This window comes from Acinetobacter indicus (assembly GCF_009914475.1).
Lineage (GTDB): Bacteria > Pseudomonadota > Gammaproteobacteria > Pseudomonadales > Moraxellaceae > Acinetobacter > Acinetobacter indicus.
Genome location: NZ_CP045198.1, coordinates 871,190 through 892,189, shown reverse-complemented (window position 1 = coordinate 892,189; position 21,000 = coordinate 871,190). Strand labels below are relative to the sequence as shown.

The 21,000-nt window shown below is 44.3% G+C and carries 22 protein-coding genes and 2 pseudogenes; 10 read left to right on the top strand and 14 right to left on the bottom strand.

The genetic code is table 11. The features are described 5' to 3' along the window. The first annotated feature begins 9 nt into the window (after positions 1 to 9). A complete protein-coding gene (gene accC / locus GA693_RS04770; RefSeq protein WP_005177767.1) occupies positions 10 to 1,374 on the top strand; it encodes an acetyl-CoA carboxylase biotin carboxylase subunit in 1,365 nt (454 codons plus the stop codon). A 65-nt stretch (positions 1,375 to 1,439) separates the two neighbouring features. On the opposite strand, the gene GA693_RS04765 is transcribed toward accC, so the two are convergent. Then, positions 1,440 to 1,931, bottom strand: coding sequence for a hypothetical protein (locus GA693_RS04765; RefSeq protein WP_034597534.1), 492 nt, complete (start codon positions 1,929 to 1,931; stop codon positions 1,440 to 1,442). A gap of 197 nt (positions 1,932 to 2,128) precedes the next feature. Here GA693_RS04765 and GA693_RS04760 point away from each other — a divergent pair, with 197 nt between their 5' ends. Then, complete coding sequence (locus GA693_RS04760) at positions 2,129 to 3,616, top strand: amidase (RefSeq protein WP_160241329.1); 1,488 nt, start codon at positions 2,129 to 2,131, stop codon at positions 3,614 to 3,616. Between the two features lie 48 nt (positions 3,617 to 3,664). On the opposite strand, the gene GA693_RS04755 is transcribed toward GA693_RS04760, so the two are convergent. Then, positions 3,665 to 4,825: an MFS transporter gene (locus tag GA693_RS04755; RefSeq protein WP_160241330.1), complete on the bottom strand. Its 1,161-nt coding sequence runs from the start codon at positions 4,823 to 4,825 to the stop codon at positions 3,665 to 3,667. A 203-nt stretch (positions 4,826 to 5,028) separates the two neighbouring features. On the opposite strand from GA693_RS04755, the pseudogene GA693_RS04750 reads away from it, so the two are divergent. The 3 genes and pseudogenes from GA693_RS04750 to GA693_RS04740 all read left to right on the top strand — a co-directional run. Further along, positions 5,029 to 5,193, top strand: a pseudogene (locus GA693_RS04750) (cytochrome b); the annotation flags it as partial. Between the two features lie 377 nt (positions 5,194 to 5,570). Further along, complete coding sequence (locus GA693_RS04745; RefSeq protein WP_075174873.1) at positions 5,571 to 5,807, top strand: DUF2171 domain-containing protein; 237 nt, start codon at positions 5,571 to 5,573, stop codon at positions 5,805 to 5,807. A gap of 38 nt (positions 5,808 to 5,845) precedes the next feature. After that, positions 5,846 to 6,193, top strand: coding sequence for a four-helix bundle copper-binding protein (locus tag GA693_RS04740; protein WP_016658164.1), 348 nt, complete (start codon positions 5,846 to 5,848; stop codon positions 6,191 to 6,193). 377 nt (positions 6,194 to 6,570) lie between these two features. On the opposite strand, the gene GA693_RS04735 is transcribed toward GA693_RS04740, so the two are convergent. From GA693_RS04735 to GA693_RS04725, 4 genes are all read right to left on the bottom strand, one after another. Further along, positions 6,571 to 6,807 carry a hypothetical protein gene (locus GA693_RS04735; protein WP_160241332.1) on the bottom strand — a complete coding sequence of 79 codons (237 nt, stop codon included), beginning with the start codon at positions 6,805 to 6,807 and terminating at the stop codon, positions 6,571 to 6,573. A 402-nt stretch (positions 6,808 to 7,209) separates the two neighbouring features. Continuing rightward, positions 7,210 to 7,542: a hypothetical protein gene (locus tag GA693_RS04730; protein WP_160241333.1), complete on the bottom strand. Its 333-nt coding sequence runs from the start codon at positions 7,540 to 7,542 to the stop codon at positions 7,210 to 7,212. Between the two features lie 118 nt (positions 7,543 to 7,660). Further along, positions 7,661 to 7,804 (bottom strand): hypothetical protein, encoded by a 144-nt coding sequence (locus GA693_RS14755; protein ID WP_171502407.1) that lies wholly within the window; start codon positions 7,802 to 7,804, stop codon positions 7,661 to 7,663. A 177-nt stretch (positions 7,805 to 7,981) separates the two neighbouring features. Beyond that, positions 7,982 to 8,215: a hypothetical protein gene (locus GA693_RS04725; RefSeq protein WP_005177745.1), complete on the bottom strand. Its 234-nt coding sequence runs from the start codon at positions 8,213 to 8,215 to the stop codon at positions 7,982 to 7,984. Positions 8,216 to 8,424: 209 nt separating this feature from the next. Here GA693_RS04725 and GA693_RS04720 point away from each other — a divergent pair, with 209 nt between their 5' ends. Beyond that, a complete protein-coding gene (locus GA693_RS04720) occupies positions 8,425 to 8,907 on the top strand; it encodes a CinA family protein (RefSeq protein WP_005177742.1) in 483 nt (160 codons plus the stop codon). 74 nt (positions 8,908 to 8,981) lie between these two features. Beyond that, positions 8,982 to 9,602, top strand: a complete 621-nt coding sequence (locus tag GA693_RS04715; protein ID WP_160241334.1) for an aminotransferase — start codon at positions 8,982 to 8,984, stop codon at positions 9,600 to 9,602. Positions 9,603 to 9,665: 63 nt separating this feature from the next. On the opposite strand, the gene prpC is transcribed toward GA693_RS04715, so the two are convergent. Then, complete coding sequence (gene prpC, locus GA693_RS04710) at positions 9,666 to 10,805, bottom strand: bifunctional 2-methylcitrate synthase/citrate synthase (protein WP_045795691.1); 1,140 nt, start codon at positions 10,803 to 10,805, stop codon at positions 9,666 to 9,668. A 4-nt stretch (positions 10,806 to 10,809) separates the two neighbouring features. Continuing rightward, positions 10,810 to 11,694, bottom strand: a complete 885-nt coding sequence (gene prpB / locus GA693_RS04705) for a methylisocitrate lyase (protein WP_045795692.1) — start codon at positions 11,692 to 11,694, stop codon at positions 10,810 to 10,812. A 226-nt stretch (positions 11,695 to 11,920) separates the two neighbouring features. Between prpB and GA693_RS04700 the strand changes: the two genes are divergently transcribed. Beyond that, positions 11,921 to 12,571 carry a TetR/AcrR family transcriptional regulator gene (locus tag GA693_RS04700; protein ID WP_075167741.1) on the top strand — a complete coding sequence of 217 codons (651 nt, stop codon included), beginning with the start codon at positions 11,921 to 11,923 and terminating at the stop codon, positions 12,569 to 12,571. 114 nt (positions 12,572 to 12,685) lie between these two features. Continuing rightward, positions 12,686 to 13,600, top strand: a complete 915-nt coding sequence (argF, locus tag GA693_RS04695) for an ornithine carbamoyltransferase (protein ID WP_005177730.1) — start codon at positions 12,686 to 12,688, stop codon at positions 13,598 to 13,600. A 78-nt stretch (positions 13,601 to 13,678) separates the two neighbouring features. Here argF and GA693_RS04690 read toward each other — a convergent pair. Next, positions 13,679 to 14,971 (bottom strand): annotated as a pseudogene (locus GA693_RS04690) (MFS transporter). A gap of 319 nt (positions 14,972 to 15,290) precedes the next feature. Here GA693_RS04690 and GA693_RS04685 point away from each other — a divergent pair. Further along, positions 15,291 to 15,764 carry a hypothetical protein gene (locus GA693_RS04685; RefSeq protein ID WP_160241335.1) on the top strand — a complete coding sequence of 158 codons (474 nt, stop codon included), beginning with the start codon at positions 15,291 to 15,293 and terminating at the stop codon, positions 15,762 to 15,764. Between the two features lie 83 nt (positions 15,765 to 15,847). Here the strand turns inward: GA693_RS04685 and GA693_RS04680 are convergent, their stop codons facing one another. The 5 genes from GA693_RS04680 to argC all read right to left on the bottom strand — a co-directional run bounded on the left by GA693_RS04680 (position 15,848) and on the right by argC (position 20,915). Continuing rightward, positions 15,848 to 16,201 (bottom strand): YnfA family protein, encoded by a 354-nt coding sequence (locus tag GA693_RS04680; protein WP_005177718.1) that lies wholly within the window; start codon positions 16,199 to 16,201, stop codon positions 15,848 to 15,850. A 111-nt stretch (positions 16,202 to 16,312) separates the two neighbouring features. Continuing rightward, on the bottom strand, positions 16,313 to 18,589 hold the full coding sequence (gene clpA, locus GA693_RS04675) for an ATP-dependent Clp protease ATP-binding subunit ClpA (RefSeq protein WP_005177712.1): 2,277 nt from the start codon (positions 18,587 to 18,589) through the stop codon (positions 16,313 to 16,315). A gap of 9 nt (positions 18,590 to 18,598) precedes the next feature. Continuing rightward, on the bottom strand, positions 18,599 to 19,015 hold the full coding sequence (clpS, locus tag GA693_RS04670; RefSeq protein ID WP_035363010.1) for an ATP-dependent Clp protease adapter ClpS: 417 nt from the start codon (positions 19,013 to 19,015) through the stop codon (positions 18,599 to 18,601). 18 nt (positions 19,016 to 19,033) lie between these two features. After that, positions 19,034 to 19,780 carry a DUF6776 family protein gene (locus GA693_RS04665; RefSeq protein ID WP_005177701.1) on the bottom strand — a complete coding sequence of 249 codons (747 nt, stop codon included), beginning with the start codon at positions 19,778 to 19,780 and terminating at the stop codon, positions 19,034 to 19,036. Positions 19,781 to 19,859: 79 nt separating this feature from the next. Continuing rightward, positions 19,860 to 20,915 carry an N-acetyl-gamma-glutamyl-phosphate reductase gene (gene argC / locus GA693_RS04660; RefSeq protein WP_171502408.1) on the bottom strand — a complete coding sequence of 352 codons (1,056 nt, stop codon included), beginning with the start codon at positions 20,913 to 20,915 and terminating at the stop codon, positions 19,860 to 19,862. Positions 20,916 to 21,000 lie beyond the last annotated feature (85 nt).

The window sequence follows — 21,000 nt, the reverse complement described above, 5'->3', positions numbered from 1 at the left end:
GGACTCACAATGTTGCAAAAAGTTTTAATTGCAAACCGTGGTGAGATTGCGCTTCGCATCACCCGGGCCTGCAAAACTTTAGGAATCAAAACTGTCGGTATCTATTCCGATGCCGATAAAGACCTGATGCATTTACGTTTCTGTGATGAAGCCGTGTGTATCGGTCCGGGCGCGAGCAGCGACAGTTATCTGAATATTCCTGCGATTATTACCGCAGCGGAAATTACCGGTGCTGATGCCATTCACCCGGGTTATGGTTTCCTGTCTGAAAATGCGGAATTTGCCGAAATTGTAGAAAGCTCAGGCTTTATCTTTATTGGTCCGCGTCCAGAACACATCCGCTTAATGGGGAACAAGGTTTCTGCCATTACCGCCATGCGTAAAGCCGGCGTACCGACTGTACCGGGTTCTGCTCATGCAGTAACACCACAAAATGCCCTGGCTGAAGCCAAAGAAATCGGCTTCCCGCTGATTGTTAAAGCAGCTGCCGGTGGTGGTGGTCGTGGTATGCGTATTGTTGAACGTGTCGATACCCTGCTGGAATCGGTACAAGCGGCGCAGCGTGATGCGGAAATGTGGTTTGGTGATGATACGGTCTATATGGAACGTTTCCTGCAAAAGCCTCGTCACGTTGAAGTGCAAGTACTGGGCGATGGTAACGGCCATGCCATCCATCTGTATGACCGTGACTGCTCTTTACAGCGTCGCCATCAAAAAGTTCTGGAAGAAGCACCAGCACCAAACCTGCCAGAGCAAGCACGTGCAGATATTTTAGAAGCCTGTGTCAACGCCTGTAAGATGATGCAGTATCGCGGTGCCGGTACTTTCGAGTTCCTGTTTGAAGATGGCGAGTTCTTCTTTATCGAGATGAACACCCGTGTTCAGGTAGAACACCCGGTAACTGAAATGGTCACAGGTATTGATATTATTGAACAACAACTGCGCGTTGCCGGTGGTTTAGGCCTCGACATTCAGCAGGAAGATGTTCAGGTGAAAGGTCATGCCATTGAATGCCGTATCAATGCGGAAGATCCATCAACCTTCCTGCCATCACCAGGCAAGATTGAAAACTTCTACGCGTCTGGTGGTGCCGGTATCCGCTTAGATTCACATATCTATCCGGGCTATAGCATTCCGCCTTATTACGACTCGATGATCGCTAAACTGATTGCGCATGGTAAAGACCGTAGCACCAGTATTGCGCGCATGCGTCAGGCGCTGGATGAAATGATTTTGACCGGTGTGAAAACCAATATTCCATTACATAAAGATCTGATCTTGCAAGATGAAAACTTCTGCAAACAGGCAATGGATATTCACTACCTGGAAAAGCATTTGTTAAAGCAGCTTGAAGGTGCCAACAAGGAAGCCTAAGCGTTTCCTTGTGAAAATAAAAAAACCGCTGATTTCAGCGGTTTTTTTATGGCTGAATTTCAGCTTTAAGGCAAAACACGGCGCAAAGTGGCAAAGCACTGTTCGGCTTTTTCATTACTACAGAAATGAATAGTATGCGGGTTTTTCCATTGCACAAAATATTGTGAAATCTCCCCGGTCTGATCTTCCTGATAACCGGAACAATCGACCTCATTATTGTCATATTTAATTTGCATGATTAAGGCAGGTAAACTGCTGGCCGGATCTTCTGCCGGCTGATAGTCATAGATGCCAGACGACCATTCCTGACCGCTTTTGATAATGACATCGTTATCACCCCGAAAATTATAATATTCAATACATTTGCGGTTATTTGGAATTTCCATGCCCCACAATCCCACAATTTCAGGACGGGTAATGACACGAACGGTATTGGCATTGACAGGCGCTTTTGCAGCGGTTGCGGCAGCACTATTTGTTGTTGTCGTTTTTGTTTCATTGGCCATCACGGCAGTGCAACATACTAACATTAAACTGGTGAGATAAAGTTTTTTCATACATTGATTCAATGATATAAAGTACCCGCTAACGTTAGCATATTTTTTGCAATAAACTTAGTGCATAAACATAACTCAACAATTTTTTTAAGCCCCAAAATCGCTAATTTTTACTGTTTAAATTTTAATCTCGCCTTGCAACTTTGCGTAAAATCTCTTACAACAGTTTCTGACAATTTATATTTTCAGGATTGAAAATGAAGTTACAAGAATATTTAAAATATGATGCTCTGGGGCTGGCCGAATTAGTGGCAAAAAAAGAAATTCAGGCATCGGAACTGCTGGAACTGGCCGTACAACGCGCCGAACAAAGCAAAAGCCTGAATGCAATTATTATTCCGATGCATGAACATGCCCAGCAACGCGTACAAGGACCATTGTCTGGTCCATTTGCTGGGGTACCCTTTCTGGTCAAAGACCTGTTTCAGGAATATGCGGGCTACCCAACTTCTTATGGCTGTCAAGGCTTAAAAAGAATGGGCTATATTCCCGAAACAAACGCTGAAATTGTCAATCGTTGGGAACAGGCCGGAATTGTGACTTTTGGCCGTACCAACACTCCTGAATTCGGAATCAAAGGCATTACCGAACCGGATGCTTGGGGCAGCTGTAAAAACCCGTGGCATTTAAAACATAATAGTGGAGGCTCATCAGGTGGTTCTGCGGCTGCTGTGGCCGCCGGTATTGTGCCACTGGCCGGTGCCGGCGATGGCGGTGGCTCGATTCGTATTCCTGCCTCTTATTGCGGCTTGTTCGGTTTAAAGCCGAGTCGTGGCCGTACCCCATGGGGACCGTCCATGAGTGAAGCCATGCACGGCGCTGCCATTCAGCATGTGTTGACGCGCAGTGTCCGGGATAGCGCTGCCATGCTTGATGCAACCCACGGCGAAGAACACAGCTCTTTATTTAAGATTCAGCGCCCGGAAGGTCAATATCTGCAGCTGATGCAGCAAGCACCAAAAAAACTAAAAATTGCGTTTAGCACCCGCTCTCCAATTGGCACCGCTGTATCTAAAGATGCTATTCAGGCGATTGAGCACACTGTAAAACTCTTAACCAGCCTTGGGCATGAAGTAATTGAAGATCAGCCGGCTATTGATGGCATGCAACTAGCCAAAGATTTTATTACCACCTGGTTTAGTCAGTTCTCTTATATGCTCAGCCAGATTCGCGCACAGTATCCTTCACGTGATGATGATTTCGAGCTGGACTCACTGGCGCTGGCTGCATTTGGTGCCAAAACCTCTGCGCTGGACTATATTCACAACCTGAATAACTGGGGCGTTTATACCACGCAAATGAACCAGTTCTTTGACCGTTATGATTTATATCTGACCCCAGCCACAGCCTCGGTAGCTCCCCAGAATGGCGAAGTTAAAACGCCAGCCTGGCAAAAACCGGTGTTAAAAGCCTTGTTGAAAGTCGGACAGGCGCATCTGTTAACCCAAGGCAAACTGGTCGATCAGATTGTACGGGAAAACCTGAAATGGGTACCTTTTACCCAGCTGGCCAATATTACCGGCTTACCGGCGATGTCTGTGCCACTGTACTGGAATAAACAGCACTTGCCTTTAGGTTCTCAGTTTATTGCACCTTTTGCTCGTGAAGATGTATTACTACAACTGGCTGCACAACTGGAACAGGCTCAGCCGTGGTTCCCGCAATATCAGCACATCAAAATTTAAAGACTTGAATAGCCTGATTCAACAGCCGGTCGATATGACCGGCTTTTTCTACGCCTGTTTTTGTAGCTGTTTCGGTAAACCAAAGACCAGTAACAAACCCAGTAATGTAGATAAGCCAGCCCAAATAAAGACCGTTTGCCCTGAAAAAATATCCCAATAATAACCGGCCAGAATACTTCCCAATGCCACCCCCATACCCCACATAGTGCTATAGATGGCTTGCCCTCGCCCTTGCTGCCCCAAGCTAAAATTCTGAAAAATCACCCGCATCGCAATCACATGGAATAAGCCAAAACTAAAGGCATGGATGGTCTGGGCAAAAAACTGGGCGATAAAACTGTCAGGTACCAAACCAACAACAATCCAGCGTAAACTGGTCAGCAGCAAACAGGCCATCACCAGCGTTCGCCATGACCAGCGCGACAGGAAAAAGGTTGCATAAGCAAACATGATAATTTCCGCAATCACGCCTACTGACCACAACAAACCAATTATTGAAGTACTAAAACCAGCCTGACTCAGATAATTGCTATAAAAACTGTAAAACGGCGCATGCGAAAATAGCAGAATAAACTCAATGAGGAAAAAACAGGCTACTGCAGGCCGTTTTAACACTGGCCACAAAGGCTCCAGCTGTTTTTGGGAACTTGGTGCAGCGCTGGGTTCTTTAATACTAAAAGACCAGATAAATGCCAGAAACGCGATACATAGCAACAATACCGGCAGCATGGAGATTGGAATAATTTCCAGCAAGGCGCCGATACCAAATACCGCAACAATAAAACCGACCGATCCCCATTTACGCACCTTGCCATACAGCTGTTCACGTTGATCGCCCAGCCAGAATAAAGTCACCCCTTCAAACTGGGCCAAAATGGCATTCTGGAAAAAGCTAAAAATTAGCATCAGCAACGCGACTGACTGAAAACTATTCGGAATGATAAACAGCATGAACCAGATACAGGCTTCCATCCAGGTGGCAATACGCACCAGCAACATGCGTTTACCGGATTTATCGGCAATCCATCCCCAAATAAAAGGGGCAAAAAACCGGGTGATAATTGCAATGGAAGACAGAATCCCGATTTCCTGATAATTGAAGCCCTGATCTTCCAGATACAGGCTCCAAAATGGCATAAATGTGCCAACAATGGCGTAGTAGAAAAAGTAGAAACCACCGAGCCGTGTACTGATTGCAAGTGATCGCATTAGCCGCCCAATCCTTGCATGTTAAATCTGTGATGGAACTTTATGAGTGCATTGGGTTGCATGTATTTTCCTTTGCTTGCAGTTGAGGATACTGCTGAGAAACTCTGCCGAATTTCAGTATTTTAGCACTTGCTTTGTGACGCAACTCAACAGATTGAAAAAAGAAATCCTCAAGATGAGATCAGATGCAGATCATTTAATATATGGTACAAGCCAATCCGGAGCTGTTAGCCATCGTTAAACCCTTACATATCTATTTATCCTGGGCAGCAGGCCTATTATTGATAGGTCATGTACTGGCGGCATTAAAACATCATTTTATTGACCGCGATCATGTTCTAAAAAGTATGATTTCGAGCGATAAATAAATATCGGTTTTAAATCAGAATAAATCAGGTAGTTTATCCACTTAAACTGTCTGATATAAATAGGACAAAACGGCTTTGTTGCACAAAGATTTCATAACTATATGATTTTAAAATTTTTGATTATTTTTTGATCCAAAATTAAATTTATTTAAATCAGATGCTTACATATTTATGCAACAAAGCCGGACAAAACTGTCATAAATAAAATACCCTTGTATATAAATAAAACCCACGCCTCTCTTTATTCTATTTAAAAGCATGTAACCGTTTAATACGACGTGAATATCTGCCGCTGATTTGTATCGCTTTTATTGCTTTTCATCTTTTGTACGATAGCTTGCATTAGAGTGAAAAAATCCTGTTCTTGAGGCAGCAGTATGGCCAAGTTTCGTCATCATGTGCAACAACATGCGGAGGTCTTTACCGCTAACGGCGTTCATCTGGGCCAAATTGAACAGTTTCTGGATTTAGATCGAATCCAATTAAGTCAGGATGCCGAAGGCAAAGCACATCTGATCCCGCTATCCTGGGTGGGTGATATTTGTGAGCAGCGTATAATCCTGATTAAAAACCTGCAAGAAGTACAAGAAACCTGGATTGAAATACCGCAATAAATTTTGATATCAACCGGACTTTATTCGAGGATCTGCTTATGAATCAGCTGCCGCATCTTTCATCCGTTCAACAATCTTCGCTTTCAATACAGGCCTGTCTGGAATGTATTGTTGCCTGTCAACGCTGCGCAGATGCCTGTTTACACGAAGAACATGTGCAGATGATGCGAACCTGCATCCAGCGCTGTTTGGACTGTGTTGAAACCTGCAAACTCTGTGTTGCCTTTGAAGTTCGCAACTCGGAGCTACATCATTTAGCCATGGACCTGTGTGCCAAAGCCTGTGAACTGTGTGCCGAAGAATGTGGCCAGCATGAAGATGAACATTGTCAAAACTGTGCCCGCGCCTGTCGTGCCTGCGCAGAAGCCTGTCAGATTGAAGGTTAATATGGTTTAACGAATCTCAACTGGAAAATAAAAACCACCCGAAGGTGGTTTTTATTTTTAAAAGAGTACGACTCTGTTTTGCCCTAATAAGTAAATCAGACAGGTGATAATACATGAAGCACTCACCAGAACCGTAATATCTAAAGACCGTCGTGTATTCACTTTCATATCCATACTCCTTTCTTATTATTGTTCTATTCTTATACCAAGAAATAGTGATATGACCAATTGCATTATATTACAAAAGCTCACCTATTTATAATATACATCCCCCGCATGTATATAAATCCAGAATACTTGGTAATTTATATTAAATTTCTATCACCAAAATTAGCAAAAAATAACATTTACTTTTTTTATCTATTTAAAAATACGGATTATTCTTTTTCCACAAAACTTAATTCATACTCATCTTGGGTCACTTTTAGCTTGATTCCACGATAACGGCGCTTGTCCGGATCGAGTGCAGAATCTCGGACTTCCTTGGAAAAACGTATATCATGCATAAAATGCGCATACAATTTATAGCCCAAACGTAGTTTTTTCGGTTTCTTGCCCTCTTTTAGGCACTTATCAATGGCCTGATTTAAAAACTCCAAGCTGACATCGTTCATCTGCTTTAACCTCACTTTAACCTTTATTCATTAGTTTTAAATATAAGTAGCAAAAGTTTCATTTTTAAGAATATAGAAAAAATAATATATAGATGTATAATATAAAAAATATCAGTTATTTAGCTTTGCTCGATTTTTACCATTGTTTAAAATATTTTAATAAATTACATTTCTATTAAAATCCAGGCAAAAAAAGAGTCCATACGAGGGATGTATGGACTCAAACTCATAAAGAGAAAAGTCAAGAGAAAATAAGAATTTACAGCGCATATTTCCTGATTAAAATTGTCCTATTTTCCTGGATTTCCAGCATTGGCAAAAGCTTCCATTTTTTATTTTTTTTAAACGATAAGTCATATTTTTCAAAGTAATTTCAAAACGTTACTTATCACATTTTATTGACTAAGGTGCTGGCGTTAGCTGATAACCCAAGCCTTGCGCCGCACCCAGTTGTGTTGCCGAAATGGTAAAGATGGCAGTCTGGCCGGTACTGGCACCACATACGGTAATATGTACCAGACCATCATGCCCGAGTGCTTCATTATAAACTTCTATCCCGGCCTGCTGCAGTTGCTCTTTCAGCTGCTGTAAACGCACTTTGGGATCATCCCCCTCACACTGCTTTAAACCTAAGGACTTGGTCACATCTACCTGTTGTGCTGGTGTAGAAGGTACGCTTTGACATGCCATCAGCGTACAACTGGCAAACATGCCAAATAATAAACCGATCTTCATTTTGCATCTCCTTGATCAAACTGCTGCGAGCTCTGCGCTATACTGATGCTTCCTGCCCTGCAACACGTTTGATTGAACTATGAGAAATTAGGAGCTGATGGATAAACATCCCCCAGACTTAGCGCTGTACGGCGGTATCCTGTTTATCTCTTGGATGTTGTGGATGCGGATTCTTTTTATTTGGAATCACTTGTGAATCGGTCTTGGGCTGAGGTTGCTGTTGCGGGGTCTTTTCATTCGAGTTTTTTTCTGGTTTAGCCATCATCGACTCCTGTCTTTATTGTTGTGTTGAACTGTTTTTATTGTTCATGATTTAAGACAGCCGCGCTGTATGGCTTTGGTCAATATTTCAGCTTTCTTGTTAATTCAGGCTTTGTTATTGCAACAGTTTTTAAAAATAAGGTAGATAAAAAAAGCCGCCCGCAGGCGACTTTCCGTATTATGCCACAGTCACGACTTTGACAATAATACGTTGTAGGTTTTCTGGCTCTGCTGCATTCTGGACGCGTTTCAGTTCTTTACTAATCACTTTAAACTGATGGTTCTGATAAGAAATTACTTCAGGAATCTGGTCAAAATATAAAGCATCGGCCTGTAATTCTTCCTGGAAAAGTAAGGTTCCTAACTGATAGTCGAGGTCTTTTAAGACCATATATTTCACAATCGTTTTCATTGTATTAACCTACTTTCACTAAGCACTTTATTTTTAGTTTTACCATTCTTTTGCAGCAGAATAAACCGATAATTTCGAGTTTCGCCTAACTGCTATACAATTGAAACCGGAACGCGCGATCTTTAGTGCTAAATGCCTGAATCCGCAACAAGATTGAGGCTGATCTCGCTTAAAATCGCTTGGAAAAGAAGAAGAAATGGAGATTCATCATGCTGAAACGCTGCTGTGATGCGCTGGAACAACAGCAACTGACCATTGCCTTTATTGAAAGTGCCAGTTCAGGCTATTTATGCAGCCAGTTTTCAATTTATAAAAATAGCGGCGCAGATATTTTACTCGGGGCACTGGTCAGCTATGACCCAAGTATTAAAGCCAACCTGTTACAGATTGATCCGGCACTGATTGCGCATTACACGGCGGAGTCTGCAGAAATTACCGCGCAGATGGCCTTGCATGGCCAGGCTCTGTTTAAACAGGCCAATATTGTGGTGGCCTGTACCGGCTTGCTAAAACCCGGTGGCAGCGCCTCTGCAGAGAAACCCGAAGGCACTTTTTATATTGCCATTCACTATCAGCAGCAATTGCATAATTTTCATTATCTGCTGGATGGTAGCCCGATTGAACGGCTGGATCAGCTGACCCAATTGGTGGCACAGGAAGTATTGGCGCTTATTTTATCTTCACCCGCCTAGATACACTGTTTCTCATCTTTTCTCCATGATTTTGGCTTAAAGTAAAACCATATCCTGCAATGTGGAGTCGAAGTATGAAACTGGTTCAACCATTCTTATTTTCTGCTTTGGCCTGTCTGCCCATCATCAGTTTTGCCACCGTCGGCGGCCAGCAACGAATTGAAGTGCTGGGCTATGACCAGAAAGATCAAAAAGTCTATCTGCTGCGCCATTATGAAGATGGCCGTGGCCGTTTACCGCAGCTGTATTATTACAACTTTAAATCGAAACAGCCGAATCAGCTGGTTCAGGTCAACTCGCTGTATATTAATCCCAAAACCAAAAAGATTGACTATGACCAGCCGCCTACCCGTTTTAATACCGAGTTGGCCAAAATTAAAAACCGCTTAAAACCCTTAACCAAGGTCAGTACGCAACAGGCGCAAATTAAGGTTTTGCACAGTAGCAAACGTCGTGCCGACTGGATTAATGGTACGGAAGCGGTGCCGCAGTGGCAATATTGCTATCAGGTTAATGCAGGGAACTTCCGCAGCACCGTCCAGCAAGCCACCAGTTACAAGCAAGGCTTGAACATTCACCAGGCCTATAACATTCCGCAACAGTCAAAAAAGCTGGTGACTGTGAAATATTTAGGCATTCCGTTTGAAATGGGCTATCCGATTGAAGATCCGGTTCTGCTCAGCAATTCTCAATAACCGCAAAAATGGAGCGGAAAAAAATAAAGCCTCAGATGAGGCTTTATTCAAGTACACGGTAGATTAAGCCGCCGAGGTACGCTCTGCAATTGGCACCACTTTACGCAGTTCTGGACCGGTATAATCCGCACTTGGACGGATAATACGGTTATCTGCACGCTGTTCCATCACATGCGCCGCCCAACCGGTCACACGCGACATCACAAAGATTGGCGTGAACAGCTTGGTCGGAATACCCATAAAGTGATAGGCCGAAGCATGGAAGAAGTCTGCGTTACAGAACAGTTTTTTCTCGCGCCACATCACTTCTTCACAGCGGACCGATACTGGATAAAGTACGGTATCACCCACATCTTTGGCCAGACGCTCTGACCAGACTTTAATAATGCCATTACGCGGGTCATTGTCCTTATAAATAGCATGACCAAAGCCCATGATTTTCTCTTTACGCTCCAGCATGCCCAGCATTTCACGCTCAGCTTCTTCTGGAGAGGTCCAGTTTTCAATCATTTCCATGGCCGCTTCATTGGCACCGCCGTGCAGTGGACCACGCAGTGAACCAATCGCGCCGGTAATACATGAATGCATATCAGACAAGGTTGATGCACACACGCGCGCCGTAAAGGTGGATGCGTTAAACTCATGCTCTGCATACAGAATTAACGACACGTTCATCACCTGTTCATGCAACTCATTTGGTTTTTCACCACGTAACAGATGCAGGAATTGCGCGCCAATTGAATCATCATCGGTATTTTCATCAACACGTACGCCGTCATGGCTAAAACGGTACCAGTAACAGATAATGCCCGGTAAAGCGGCCAAAATACGGTCGGCAACATCTTGCTGTACATCAAACGACTGTTCGGTTTCCAGATTGCCAAGCATCGACACGCCAGTACGCATCACATCCATGGGATGTGAATCGGCCGGAATACGCTCCAGTACTTCTTTTAGTGCATCTGGTAACTGACGTAAAGATTTCAGCTTGGCTTTATAGCTGGTTAGCTGTTCGGTGGTAGGTAATTCACCAAAGAAGATCAGATAAGCGACTTCCTCAAACTGGCAGTTTTCTGCCAGATCCTGCACGTCATAACCACGATAGGTCAGACCCGCACCGCTTTTTCCAACCGTCGATAATGCGGTTTTCCCTGCGACTTGTCCGCGCAATCCAGCGCCAGTCAGTACTTTTCCTTCAGCCATTGTTTTAATTCTCCTGCTTGAACAGTTTATCTAATGTGTTTTCAAAGGTGTGGTAATCTAAAAATTCATATAATTCTTTGCGTTGCTGCATTTTATCCAGCACATGGGTTTGTGTGCCATGCTCACGAATCGACTGCATCACTTCCAGCGCTGCTTTTTGCATTGCACGTGTTGCCGACAATGGATATAACACCATACGCACGCCCTGCTCAGCCAGCTCATCAGTGGTGTAATACGGCGTATCACCAAATTCGGTAATATTCGCCAGTACTGGTACACCGACTGCATCACAGACGGTTTTGTACATGGTAATGTCAGTCATGGCTTCTGCAAAAATGGCATCTGCACCTGCCTCGACACAGGCACAGGCCCGGTCAATCACCGCCTGCAAACCTTCTTTTTGCAAGGCATCGGTACGCGCCATCACCACAAAGTTGGAATCAGTTTTGGCATCGACTGCCGCTTTAATACGATCCACCATTTCCTGCTGGGTCACAATTTCCTTGTTCGGGCGATGGCCACAGCGTTTTTGCGCCACCTGATCTTCAATATGTACCGCAGCAGCACCTGCTGCAATCATTTGTTTGATGGTACGGCCAATATTAAATGCACCGCCCCAGCCGGTATCAATATCTACCAGCACAGGTGTATCGACACGCTCCGTAATACGGCGTACATCTTCCAGGACATTATCGAGGCTGGTCATGCCCAAATCCGGCAAACCGTAGGAATAATTGGCGACACCTGCACCCGATACATAAATGGCTTTATAGCCGACCTGTTTTGCCATCATGGCTGCATAGGCATTGACTGTACCGATAATTTGTAAGGGCTTTTCCGCGTCCAGCGCCTGTCTGAATCTTAAGCCTGCAGATGTTTGTTCTGTCATCGTCCTTTCCACAGTAGTTTCTAATTATTGAGGCTTGAGTATACCCAGAATCTTTGCCTAAACCATGACCAATTAGAATAAAGTCCCTAAAACTTTAGTCAAATATTCAAGTAAATCTGTAAGAAAAAAGTCAATACATTTCCGTCTACGCTATTCCATGCCAAGCGGTCATATATTTGCTACAATTATATTTATTCCTTACCAATTGGCGGCCTGCTCCCTGATTATGCATGATTTGGCTCAGTTAGAACCCTTTAGCAAAGATGTCCCTCCGACCAAGCGTGGGCATGAACGCTGTCTGGCTTTATTATTGAGCGCCAATGACCTGTTTCTGGAACATGGCTACGATGCTGTCTCGCTGGATGATATCGTGCATCATGCCGGTGGTTCCAAGGCCTTTATCTATAAATATTTTGGCAATAAAGAAGGCCTGTTTACCGCCATTTGTGATTATCGTGCGGAAAAGTTCTTTAAAGACATTTGCTTACCCTTTGAATCTTTTGAGGGTGATTTACGGGCTTATTTAATTCATACACTAGATAATTTTAAAAGCCATTTAAGTGTGCCGGCCAATTCTGCCTTTTTAAGGTTAATTTTGGAGCGCACCCAGCACAATGTGGAACTGGCGCGTTATATCTATGAACAAGGCCCCAAGCATTTGCAAACTTCCATTGCACATGCGCTGGATCATGCCGCCGCCCAGGGTCTGATTCGCTGTGAGAATTCACTTTATTCAGCGCAGCTGTTCTTTGGCATTCTGCGTAATCTGGAATGGCGGATTTTAATGGGCTTGCCTGTTCAGGATGACCCGCAAACCACAGATGACTATATTCATTACTGTGTCGATCACTTTCTGCAAGGTCACCAAATCGTCTAGTTTTTTGCAATTTCGATTCAATATAGTATATTAGCCGATTCCCTATTTTATTTAACCAACCAACAACTAATTGTTGTTTTGATTTCAATTTCAGCAATTATTGTGGAGTAACGAATGGCTCTACGTCACTTTCTCACTTTACGCGACCTGTCGACTTTAGAACTTAACCAGATTTTGCAACGCGCAATTGAACTTAAACGCAAGCAGCATCAGCATGAAGTTTTCCAACCTTTTATTGGTAAAGTTTTGGGCATGATTTTTGAGAAGTCGAGTACCCGTACCCGTGTATCGTTTGAAGCTGGTATGAATCAGTTTGGTGGTAGCGCAATTTTCTTATCTCCACGCGACACCCAGTTAGGTCGTGGTGAGCCTATTGAAGATTCAGCACGCGTGATTTCAAGCATGCTGGATATTGTCATGATTCGCACCTTTGGACATGACATTGTGGAGCGTTTTGCTTCTTATTCCAAAGTGCCGGTGATTAATGCCTTAACTGACGATCATCATCCATGTCAATTACTGGCCGATATGCAAACCTTCCTTGAGCATCGCGGTCCAATCGAAGGCAAAACCGTGGCCTGGATTGGTGATGGCAACAACATGTGTAACTCGTATATTGAAGCGGCACACATGTGGGGCTTCAAGCTGAAAGTGGCCGCACCTAAAGGTTATGAGCCACAAGAAAAATTCCTGTCTGAATTTGCTCACTGTGTTGAACTGGTCGATTCTGCTGAAGATGCCGCAGTCAATGCCGATTTAATCGTGACCGACGTGTGGGCCAGCATGGGTCAAGAAGAAGAACAGAAAATCCGTGAACAGGCATTTGCCAACTATCAGGTTAATGAACGCCTCATGGATCTAGCGCATCCAGATTGTCTGTTCATGCACTGCCTGCCTGCACACCGCGGTGAAGAAATTTCAGAAAATATGCTGGATCATAAAAATTCTGTGGTTTGGGATGAAGCGGAAAACCGTCTACACGCACAAAAAGCCCTAATGGAATTCCTGATCAACGAGCATTTAAAATAATTGCTAACCGCATCAAGATAAAAAAGCACCGTTCATTCCCGGTGCTTTTTTCGTTTTGATCAAGTCATGAAATCCGGATTAATGATCATCTTTTAAATAGCGCGCTTCACGAGGAATTTGCAGACTATAGAAGAAACAGATCACCAGCATCACAATCACATAGATAAAGAAACTGTTTTCAATACCGGCTGATTTAAACTGTAAAGCCACTGAAGGGGCTGAGCCGCCAAATACTGCATTACCAACCGCATAAGAGAAACCAACACCGAGTGCACGCACATGCGGCGGGAACATTTCCGCTTTTACAATTCCACTGATCGAGGTATACAGACTTAACAGCATCATCAGGAAAATCAACAGCAAGGCCACCATCATGGGTGAATCACTAAAGGCACGCATCCCGATTGCCATAACAGGATAAATGGCAATCGCCATCAGACCACTAAACAGCAGCATCGAATTTCTGCGACCAATCCTGTCTGATAAAATCCCGAAGAATGGCTGCGCCACCATCAGAATAAAAATACAGCCCGTCATGATTAGCCCGACCGTCTGCGAATCAATGCCGATATTGGTCAGATAGGTTTTGGAATAAACCGTAATCACATAGAAACTAAGTGAACCCGCCGAGGTATAGCCCACCACCAGCAAGAAAGTTTTCCAGTGATTTTTAAACAGCTCTTTTAAGCTGCCCGACTCTTCTTTATCGCTGTCTTCATGTGACAACGTTTCTTCCAGACGGCTTCGTGCCAGCAGTGAGGCAATGGCAGCCAGACCACCAATCACAAACGGAATACGCCAGCCGCCGTCTTGCAACTGCTGCTCGGTCATAAAACTCAGGAAAATTACACCCAGCAAGCTGGCCAGTAACTGTCCGCCGGTTAAAGTCACATATTAGAACGAGGCAAAAAAGCCGCGCTGACCTTTTAAACCCAGCTCACTCATATAGGTGGCAACCGCACCATATTCCCCGCCAACCGACAAGCCTTGTAACAAACGCACCAGCAACAGCAGGAACGGTGCCGCCATCCCGACTTGCTCATAAGTCGGCAATGCAGCAAACAGAAAGGAACTGAAGGCCATTAGGCAGATGGAAATCAACATGGACTTTTTACGGCCATGTTTATCGGCAATACGTCCAAACAGCCAGCTGCCAATCGGACGCATAAAGAAGCTTGCCGCAAATACCCCCCAGACATAAATGGCCTGGGTAGAACTATCCATGTTCGGTGCAGTCAGCGCTTGGGTAAAGTAAACAGCAAATACAGCATAGATATAGAAATCGAACCATTCGACGAGGTTGCCCGAGGCCGCCCCGATAATTCCCTTAATTCGACTGGCTTTTTCCTGTTTGGTATAAGCTTGGCTCAAGGTTTATCTTCCTCATTTTTAATTTATTGAAATTTCTCATGTATAGGCGATAAGCTCTTGCCACATAAGGAGATATTTTTGCTTAGATACAGCATAAGCGCGTTGCTAATATAACTTTTAGTGGAAACTTCACACAAAAAATAAAATGTAATTTTTGATCAATTTTTTAGTTAAAAAGTCTTTAAATATAAAAATTTACAGATAAATAGATTATATATTTCTTATATTTATAAAGATGAAGCCAGATCGGGTGGTTGCTTATCCTCCCTATTCATGTTGATATAAATACCTAAAATACAGCTCATAATGTGTGACTCGAATGAACAATAAAATCTATTTGTCGACAGTTTTAGCCCTCGGACTCAGTGCCCTTTCATTCACCAGCCATGCCAGTGAACTGGACCAGTATCTGCAACAAAAACAGATCATTGATGCCGAGTACAAAATCAAGAATACGACCGGACTTAATGAAATTCTGAATATTATTAGTGTGGAAGATTCACGCACCCTGCCGTATCAGGTCGATCAGAATACGATTATTGAACAGATGCAGCTATTTGCAGACCGAGTTGAAGTGAAAGGTTTGATTAGCAGCCCGGATTTCGAGCAGTTTGCTCAGGATGTTGGCCATAGCGAAGTGAAAAAAATCATGAAAAAGAATTTACTGCAGAATTGCGAGATGATTTTTGAGCATCAGTTCCAACGCGTCAATCCCTACCGGATTGAGCTGCAGTTAAGCTCGGCGCAGCAGCAGTATCAGTTACAGCTAAAAAATTCGGAATGTAAATTCTAAACCAACCCGATTAATCACTAACTGCGGTAGTAGATCCTGCCGCAGTAAATTCCCATTTTCAGCCCACAATGACAATAGAAAAATTAACGCACCAGTCCTTGTGGCTGCAAAATAATAATCAGCGCGCCGCACATCACCACCAGACCGCCCAGCAGATCCCAACGGCTCAAACTGACCTGATCAACAAATTTCAGCCACATCAGCGCGGTAAAAATGTAAATTCCACCATAAGCGGCGTAAATTCGCCCTGATGCTGCCGGATGCAAGGTTAACAGCCAGACAAATACCGCCAAGGCCAATACTGTTGGTAACCAGAGCCAATGTGATTTCCCCTGATTCAAAATTAAATAAGGAAAGTAACAGCCCAAAATTTCCGCCACCGCCGTCACCAAGAACAGACAAACCGTGGTCAGAATTTTAGTGATAGAAAAATCCATAAAAACTCACAATACAAGTGACGCGCAGCTTTCCAATAGAAAGGCAAAAAAGGTAAGCCTTAAGCAAACAAAAGCCCGTGCGTACACGGGCTTTTATATTCAAGTACAGGATTAAGCCGGTTCAGCGGTTTGATCTTCAAATACTTCGAGTTTCAAACCGGTGGCTTTACCGTTTTCTTTCTTGACCGATACAGCTACATTGCCGCCATGTTCCGCCAGCTCACCAAACAGGATCATCTCTGCCAGTGGTTTCTTCAGGTGTTCCTGAATTAAGCGCTGCATTGGACGTGCACCCATTAAACGGTCATAGCCATGTTCAGCCATCCATTCACGTGCATCCTGATCTACTTCAAGAATGACTTTTTTCTCATCCAGCTGAGCTTGCAGTTCAGTCAGGAACTTGTCGACCACGCTTTCAATCACGCTGGTCGGCAAGGCTTTAAACTGAATCACGCTGTCCAGACGGTTACGGAATTCAGGCGAGAAGGCCTTTTTCATTGCTTCCTGGTTGTCATTACTGTTGTCCTGTTCCATAAAGCCAATGCTGACACGAGAAATACTTTCTGCACCAATATTGGTGGTGAGTACCAGCACCACATTACGGAAGTCTGACTTACGTCCGTTATTATCGGTCAATGAGCCATGATCCATAATTTGCAGCAACAGGTTAAACACATCCGGATGGGCTTTTTCAATTTCATCGAGTAGCAGCACACAATGCGGATTTTTATGGATCGCATCAGTGAGCAAACCACCCTGATCAAAACCGACATAGCCCGGCGGCGCACCAATTAAACGGGACACCGCGTGGCGTTCCATGTACTCCGACATATCAAAACGGACCAGCTCGACACCCAGCAATTTGGCCAGCTGCTTGGTAACTTCAGTTTTACCCACCCCGGTCGGGCCGGCAAATACAAAACTACCCACTGGCTTATCAGGCGATTTCAAACCGGCACGCGACAGTTTAATGGCAGATGCTAACGCTTCAATCGCTTCATCCTGCCCGAATACCACACGTTTCAGATCACGCTCCAGATGCTCAAGCACAGTCTTGTCATCTTTAGACACCGTTTTCGGTGGAATACGGGCAATTTTCGCCACAATATCTTCGATATTTTCAACGGTAATCAGACGATCTTCCTGTTCATCTTTCAGACGGCGCTGTGCACCGGCTTCATCAATCACGTCAATCGCCTTATCTGGCAAGAAACGGTCATTAATGTATTTAGATGATAGCTCAACCGCAGAAACCAGTGCTTTATCGTCATATTGCACATGGTGGAAATCTTCAAATTTCGATTTCAAGCCACGTAAAATATCAATAGTTTCAGGAATTGATGGCTCATTGACATCAATTTTCTGGAAACGGCGCGACAAGGCATGGTCTTTCTCAAAGACCTGACGATATTCCTGGAACGTGGTCGAACCGATACAACGCAAAGTGCCGTTGGCCAGCGCCGGTTTAATCAGGTTCGAGGCATCCATGGTACTGCCCATGCTGGAACCGGCACCAATAATCATGTGGATTTCATCAATAAATAAAATCGCTTCCGGCTTTTTCTTTAACGCATTTAACAGCTGTTTCAGGCGTTTTTCAAAATCACCGCGGTATTTGGTTCCGGCCACCAAGGCACCAATATCCAGACTGTAAATTTCTGAATTGAGCAGTGGTTTTGGCGCTTTACCATTCACGATTAACCAGGCCAGACCTTCGGCAATTGAGGTTTTACCCACCCCCGGATCACCGACCAGCAGCGGGTTGTTTTTGCGACGGCGACATAAGATTTGCGCGGCGCGTTCAATTTCTTTTTCACGGCCAATCAGTGGGTCAGTTTTGCCCTTCACCGCTTCATTGTTGAGGTTGGTGGTATACAGCTCCAGCGGACCGCTATTGGCCGAAGTTGAGCTTTCCCCATCGAGTTCTTCAATTTCTTCTTCGGCTTGCGATTCTTCTTTACGCGTACCATGAGAAAGATACTGAGTTAAGGTTAAACGGTTAATTTGATGGCGTTTTAATAGATATACGGCAAAAGAATCCCGTTCCGAATACATCGCAACCAGAATATCTGCGCCTTCGACTGTGCGATCACCACCACTGGATTGCACATGGAAAATTGCTCGTTGCAAAATACGGTCAAAGCTTTCCGTTGGATGCGGTGCCTGATCGCTGTTTTCACCGAGTTTAGGGGTATGTTGTTCTACATATTCTTCAAGTTCTTTGCGCAGCACAATAATATCTGCCCCGCATGCTTTTAGCGCATTTACTGCAGAATCATTGTCGAGCAAAGCCAATAATAAATGTTCTACCGTCAGAAACTCATGTCTCTTTTGACGAGCCATGCTAACAGCCAAACGTAATGATACTTCTAATTGACGACTGAGCATGTAACCCCCTTAGTTTTTAGGCTCAATCTGACAAAGTAATGGATGACCTTGAGATCGAGCGTAATTATTGACTTGGTTTGCTTTGGTCTCTGCGATGTCTCGCGGATAAACCCCTGCAATACCTTTTCCTTCGTAATGTACAGTTAGCATTACTTGAGTCGCTTGGTCAAGATTCATTGCAAAGTATTGTTGTAAAATTTCAATTACAAAGTCCATTGGGGTATAGTCATCGTTCAATAAAACGACAGCGTATAGTGGTGGACGCTTTAATTCAGGCGGCGCCGTCTGTACGGCAATGTCTCCGTCCTCATGCTCATTCGGCTCATCCGTACTTAAACGCGGATTAAAATGCCAGTCCACCATGCCAGACTGCTGAAAAGACTGTTTGATTTCGTTTAAACAAATTGGTCGTTTGTTACTTCGCATAAGAGATTTATTTCACAGTTATTGCGCAGTGGCTTCTGCTTGCGGTATTTCAGAGATAAAGGCAGAAGGCGCTTCCGTGGCTTTTCCACGTGCCCAGCTGAATCGCTTGGTCACAGGGGTACTACCAGTTAAACGCACTTCAATAAATTGCGGACTAAAGCCTTTTGGCATGGTCCAGCGGCCGGTTAGGCGCTCATAATTATCAAAATTGAAATTATTGTCTTCCATGGGCACCACCAGCACCTCGGTGCCCTGAATCAGACGCAGTTCAACATTGCCTGAAGCACGGCGCTTATTCGGGCTGATTTGCACCAGATCGAGCTGATATTCATAGGCATTATCGGGTAAAGGTTTAATCCCAATATTCTGGATGGTCAGACTTAAACCACCCCGATTACGCAGCACTTCACGGTATAAATTGCCCATGCCATCGGCCTGGATTTTATCATTACGTGCCTGATTCAGGGCCGCATACAGGTCATTGGCATTGCTGACCGCTACATCACGCTCCTGAACCGCTGCATTCAGGGTTTTATTCAGGCTTTCCAGACGAACTTTCTGTTCCTGTACGACTTCAACCAGCTGCTCTGCATCGGCATCATAACCGACCACAGTCAAACCCTGACGATGCCCCACCGAATAGCCCAAAAAGCCGCTGCCTAACATTAATACAGCTGCACCGAGTACGAGAGGTAAATTGCTTTGCATAAAAGGTTTTTTCGGTGGCGTCGGTTGTGACGTGGTATTGGTATCCGTATTCTGCATCGTCATCTCTTGTTTTGATTGCATTCAAACCACACATTTAAATCGAAATCTAAATGTGTGTGAAGTCGAAAAGCGTTTCTTATGGTAATAGACCAATCACCTCGAGGCCAGCCTGCTCTGCAAAGCCAAACATCAGGTTCATGTTTTGTACTGCCTGACCTGCTGCACCTTTCACCAGATTGTCCTGCGCCACCAGCACCACCAGTTTCTTCGGTTGCGGCTTGTACAGCGCAATACGTAACTGGTTCGCGCCGCGTACTGAACGCGTTTCAGGTGAGCTGCCTGCTGGCATTACATCTACAAACTGCTCTTGCGCATAAAACTGTTCATATAGCGCCTGTACATCTGTCGCATCCCCTGCATCGGTCAGGTCAATATACATGGTGCTGAGCATGCCACGAATCATCGGCACTAAATGCGGTACAAACACAATGTGGTTAAACACATCTTTTTGACCAGAAATATTTTCCAATGCTTCCACAATTTCCGGATGATGACGGTGACCTGCCACCCCATAAGCCTTGAAGTTATCGGCATTTTCAGAGTAAATCATGCCCAGGCTGGCTTTACGGCCGGCACCAGATACGCCTGATTTGGCATCAATAATAATGCTTTTAGGTTTAATCAAGGTTTCAGTAGATTTTAATAATGGCGCCAAACCTAATTGCACGGTAGTTGGATAACAGCCCGGGTTGCCAATCACCTGTGCTGTTTTAATCTGCTCACGGTTCAGTTCAGATAAACCATAGACTGAATCTTTAAGAATGTCCGGACACGCATGTTCCATGCCGTACCATTTTTCGAATTGGGCCAAATCCTGTAAACGGAAATCTGCCGCCAGATCAATGACTTTGGTATTGGCCGCAACCAGATCGGCCGCGTGTTTCATGGCAACACCGTGCGGCGTGGCAAAGAACACCACATCACACTGTTTTAAATCTTCAATATTTAAATCTGAATAGCATAAATCGGTATGACCACGCAGACTTGGGAACATATCATCGACACGGCGACCAGCTTCAGTACGTGAGGTTAATACAGTGACCTGTACCTCTGGATGTCGTAGTAAAAGACGTAAAAGTTCAACGCCTGTATAACCTGTACCGCCGACAATACCTACTGAAATCACGTTCATACCTCAATCAAGTGTGCTATGTTCAATAAAGCAGTAGTATGACAGGAAGTTTGTGCTTTCTAAACCTTTTTACTCGGTATTGATG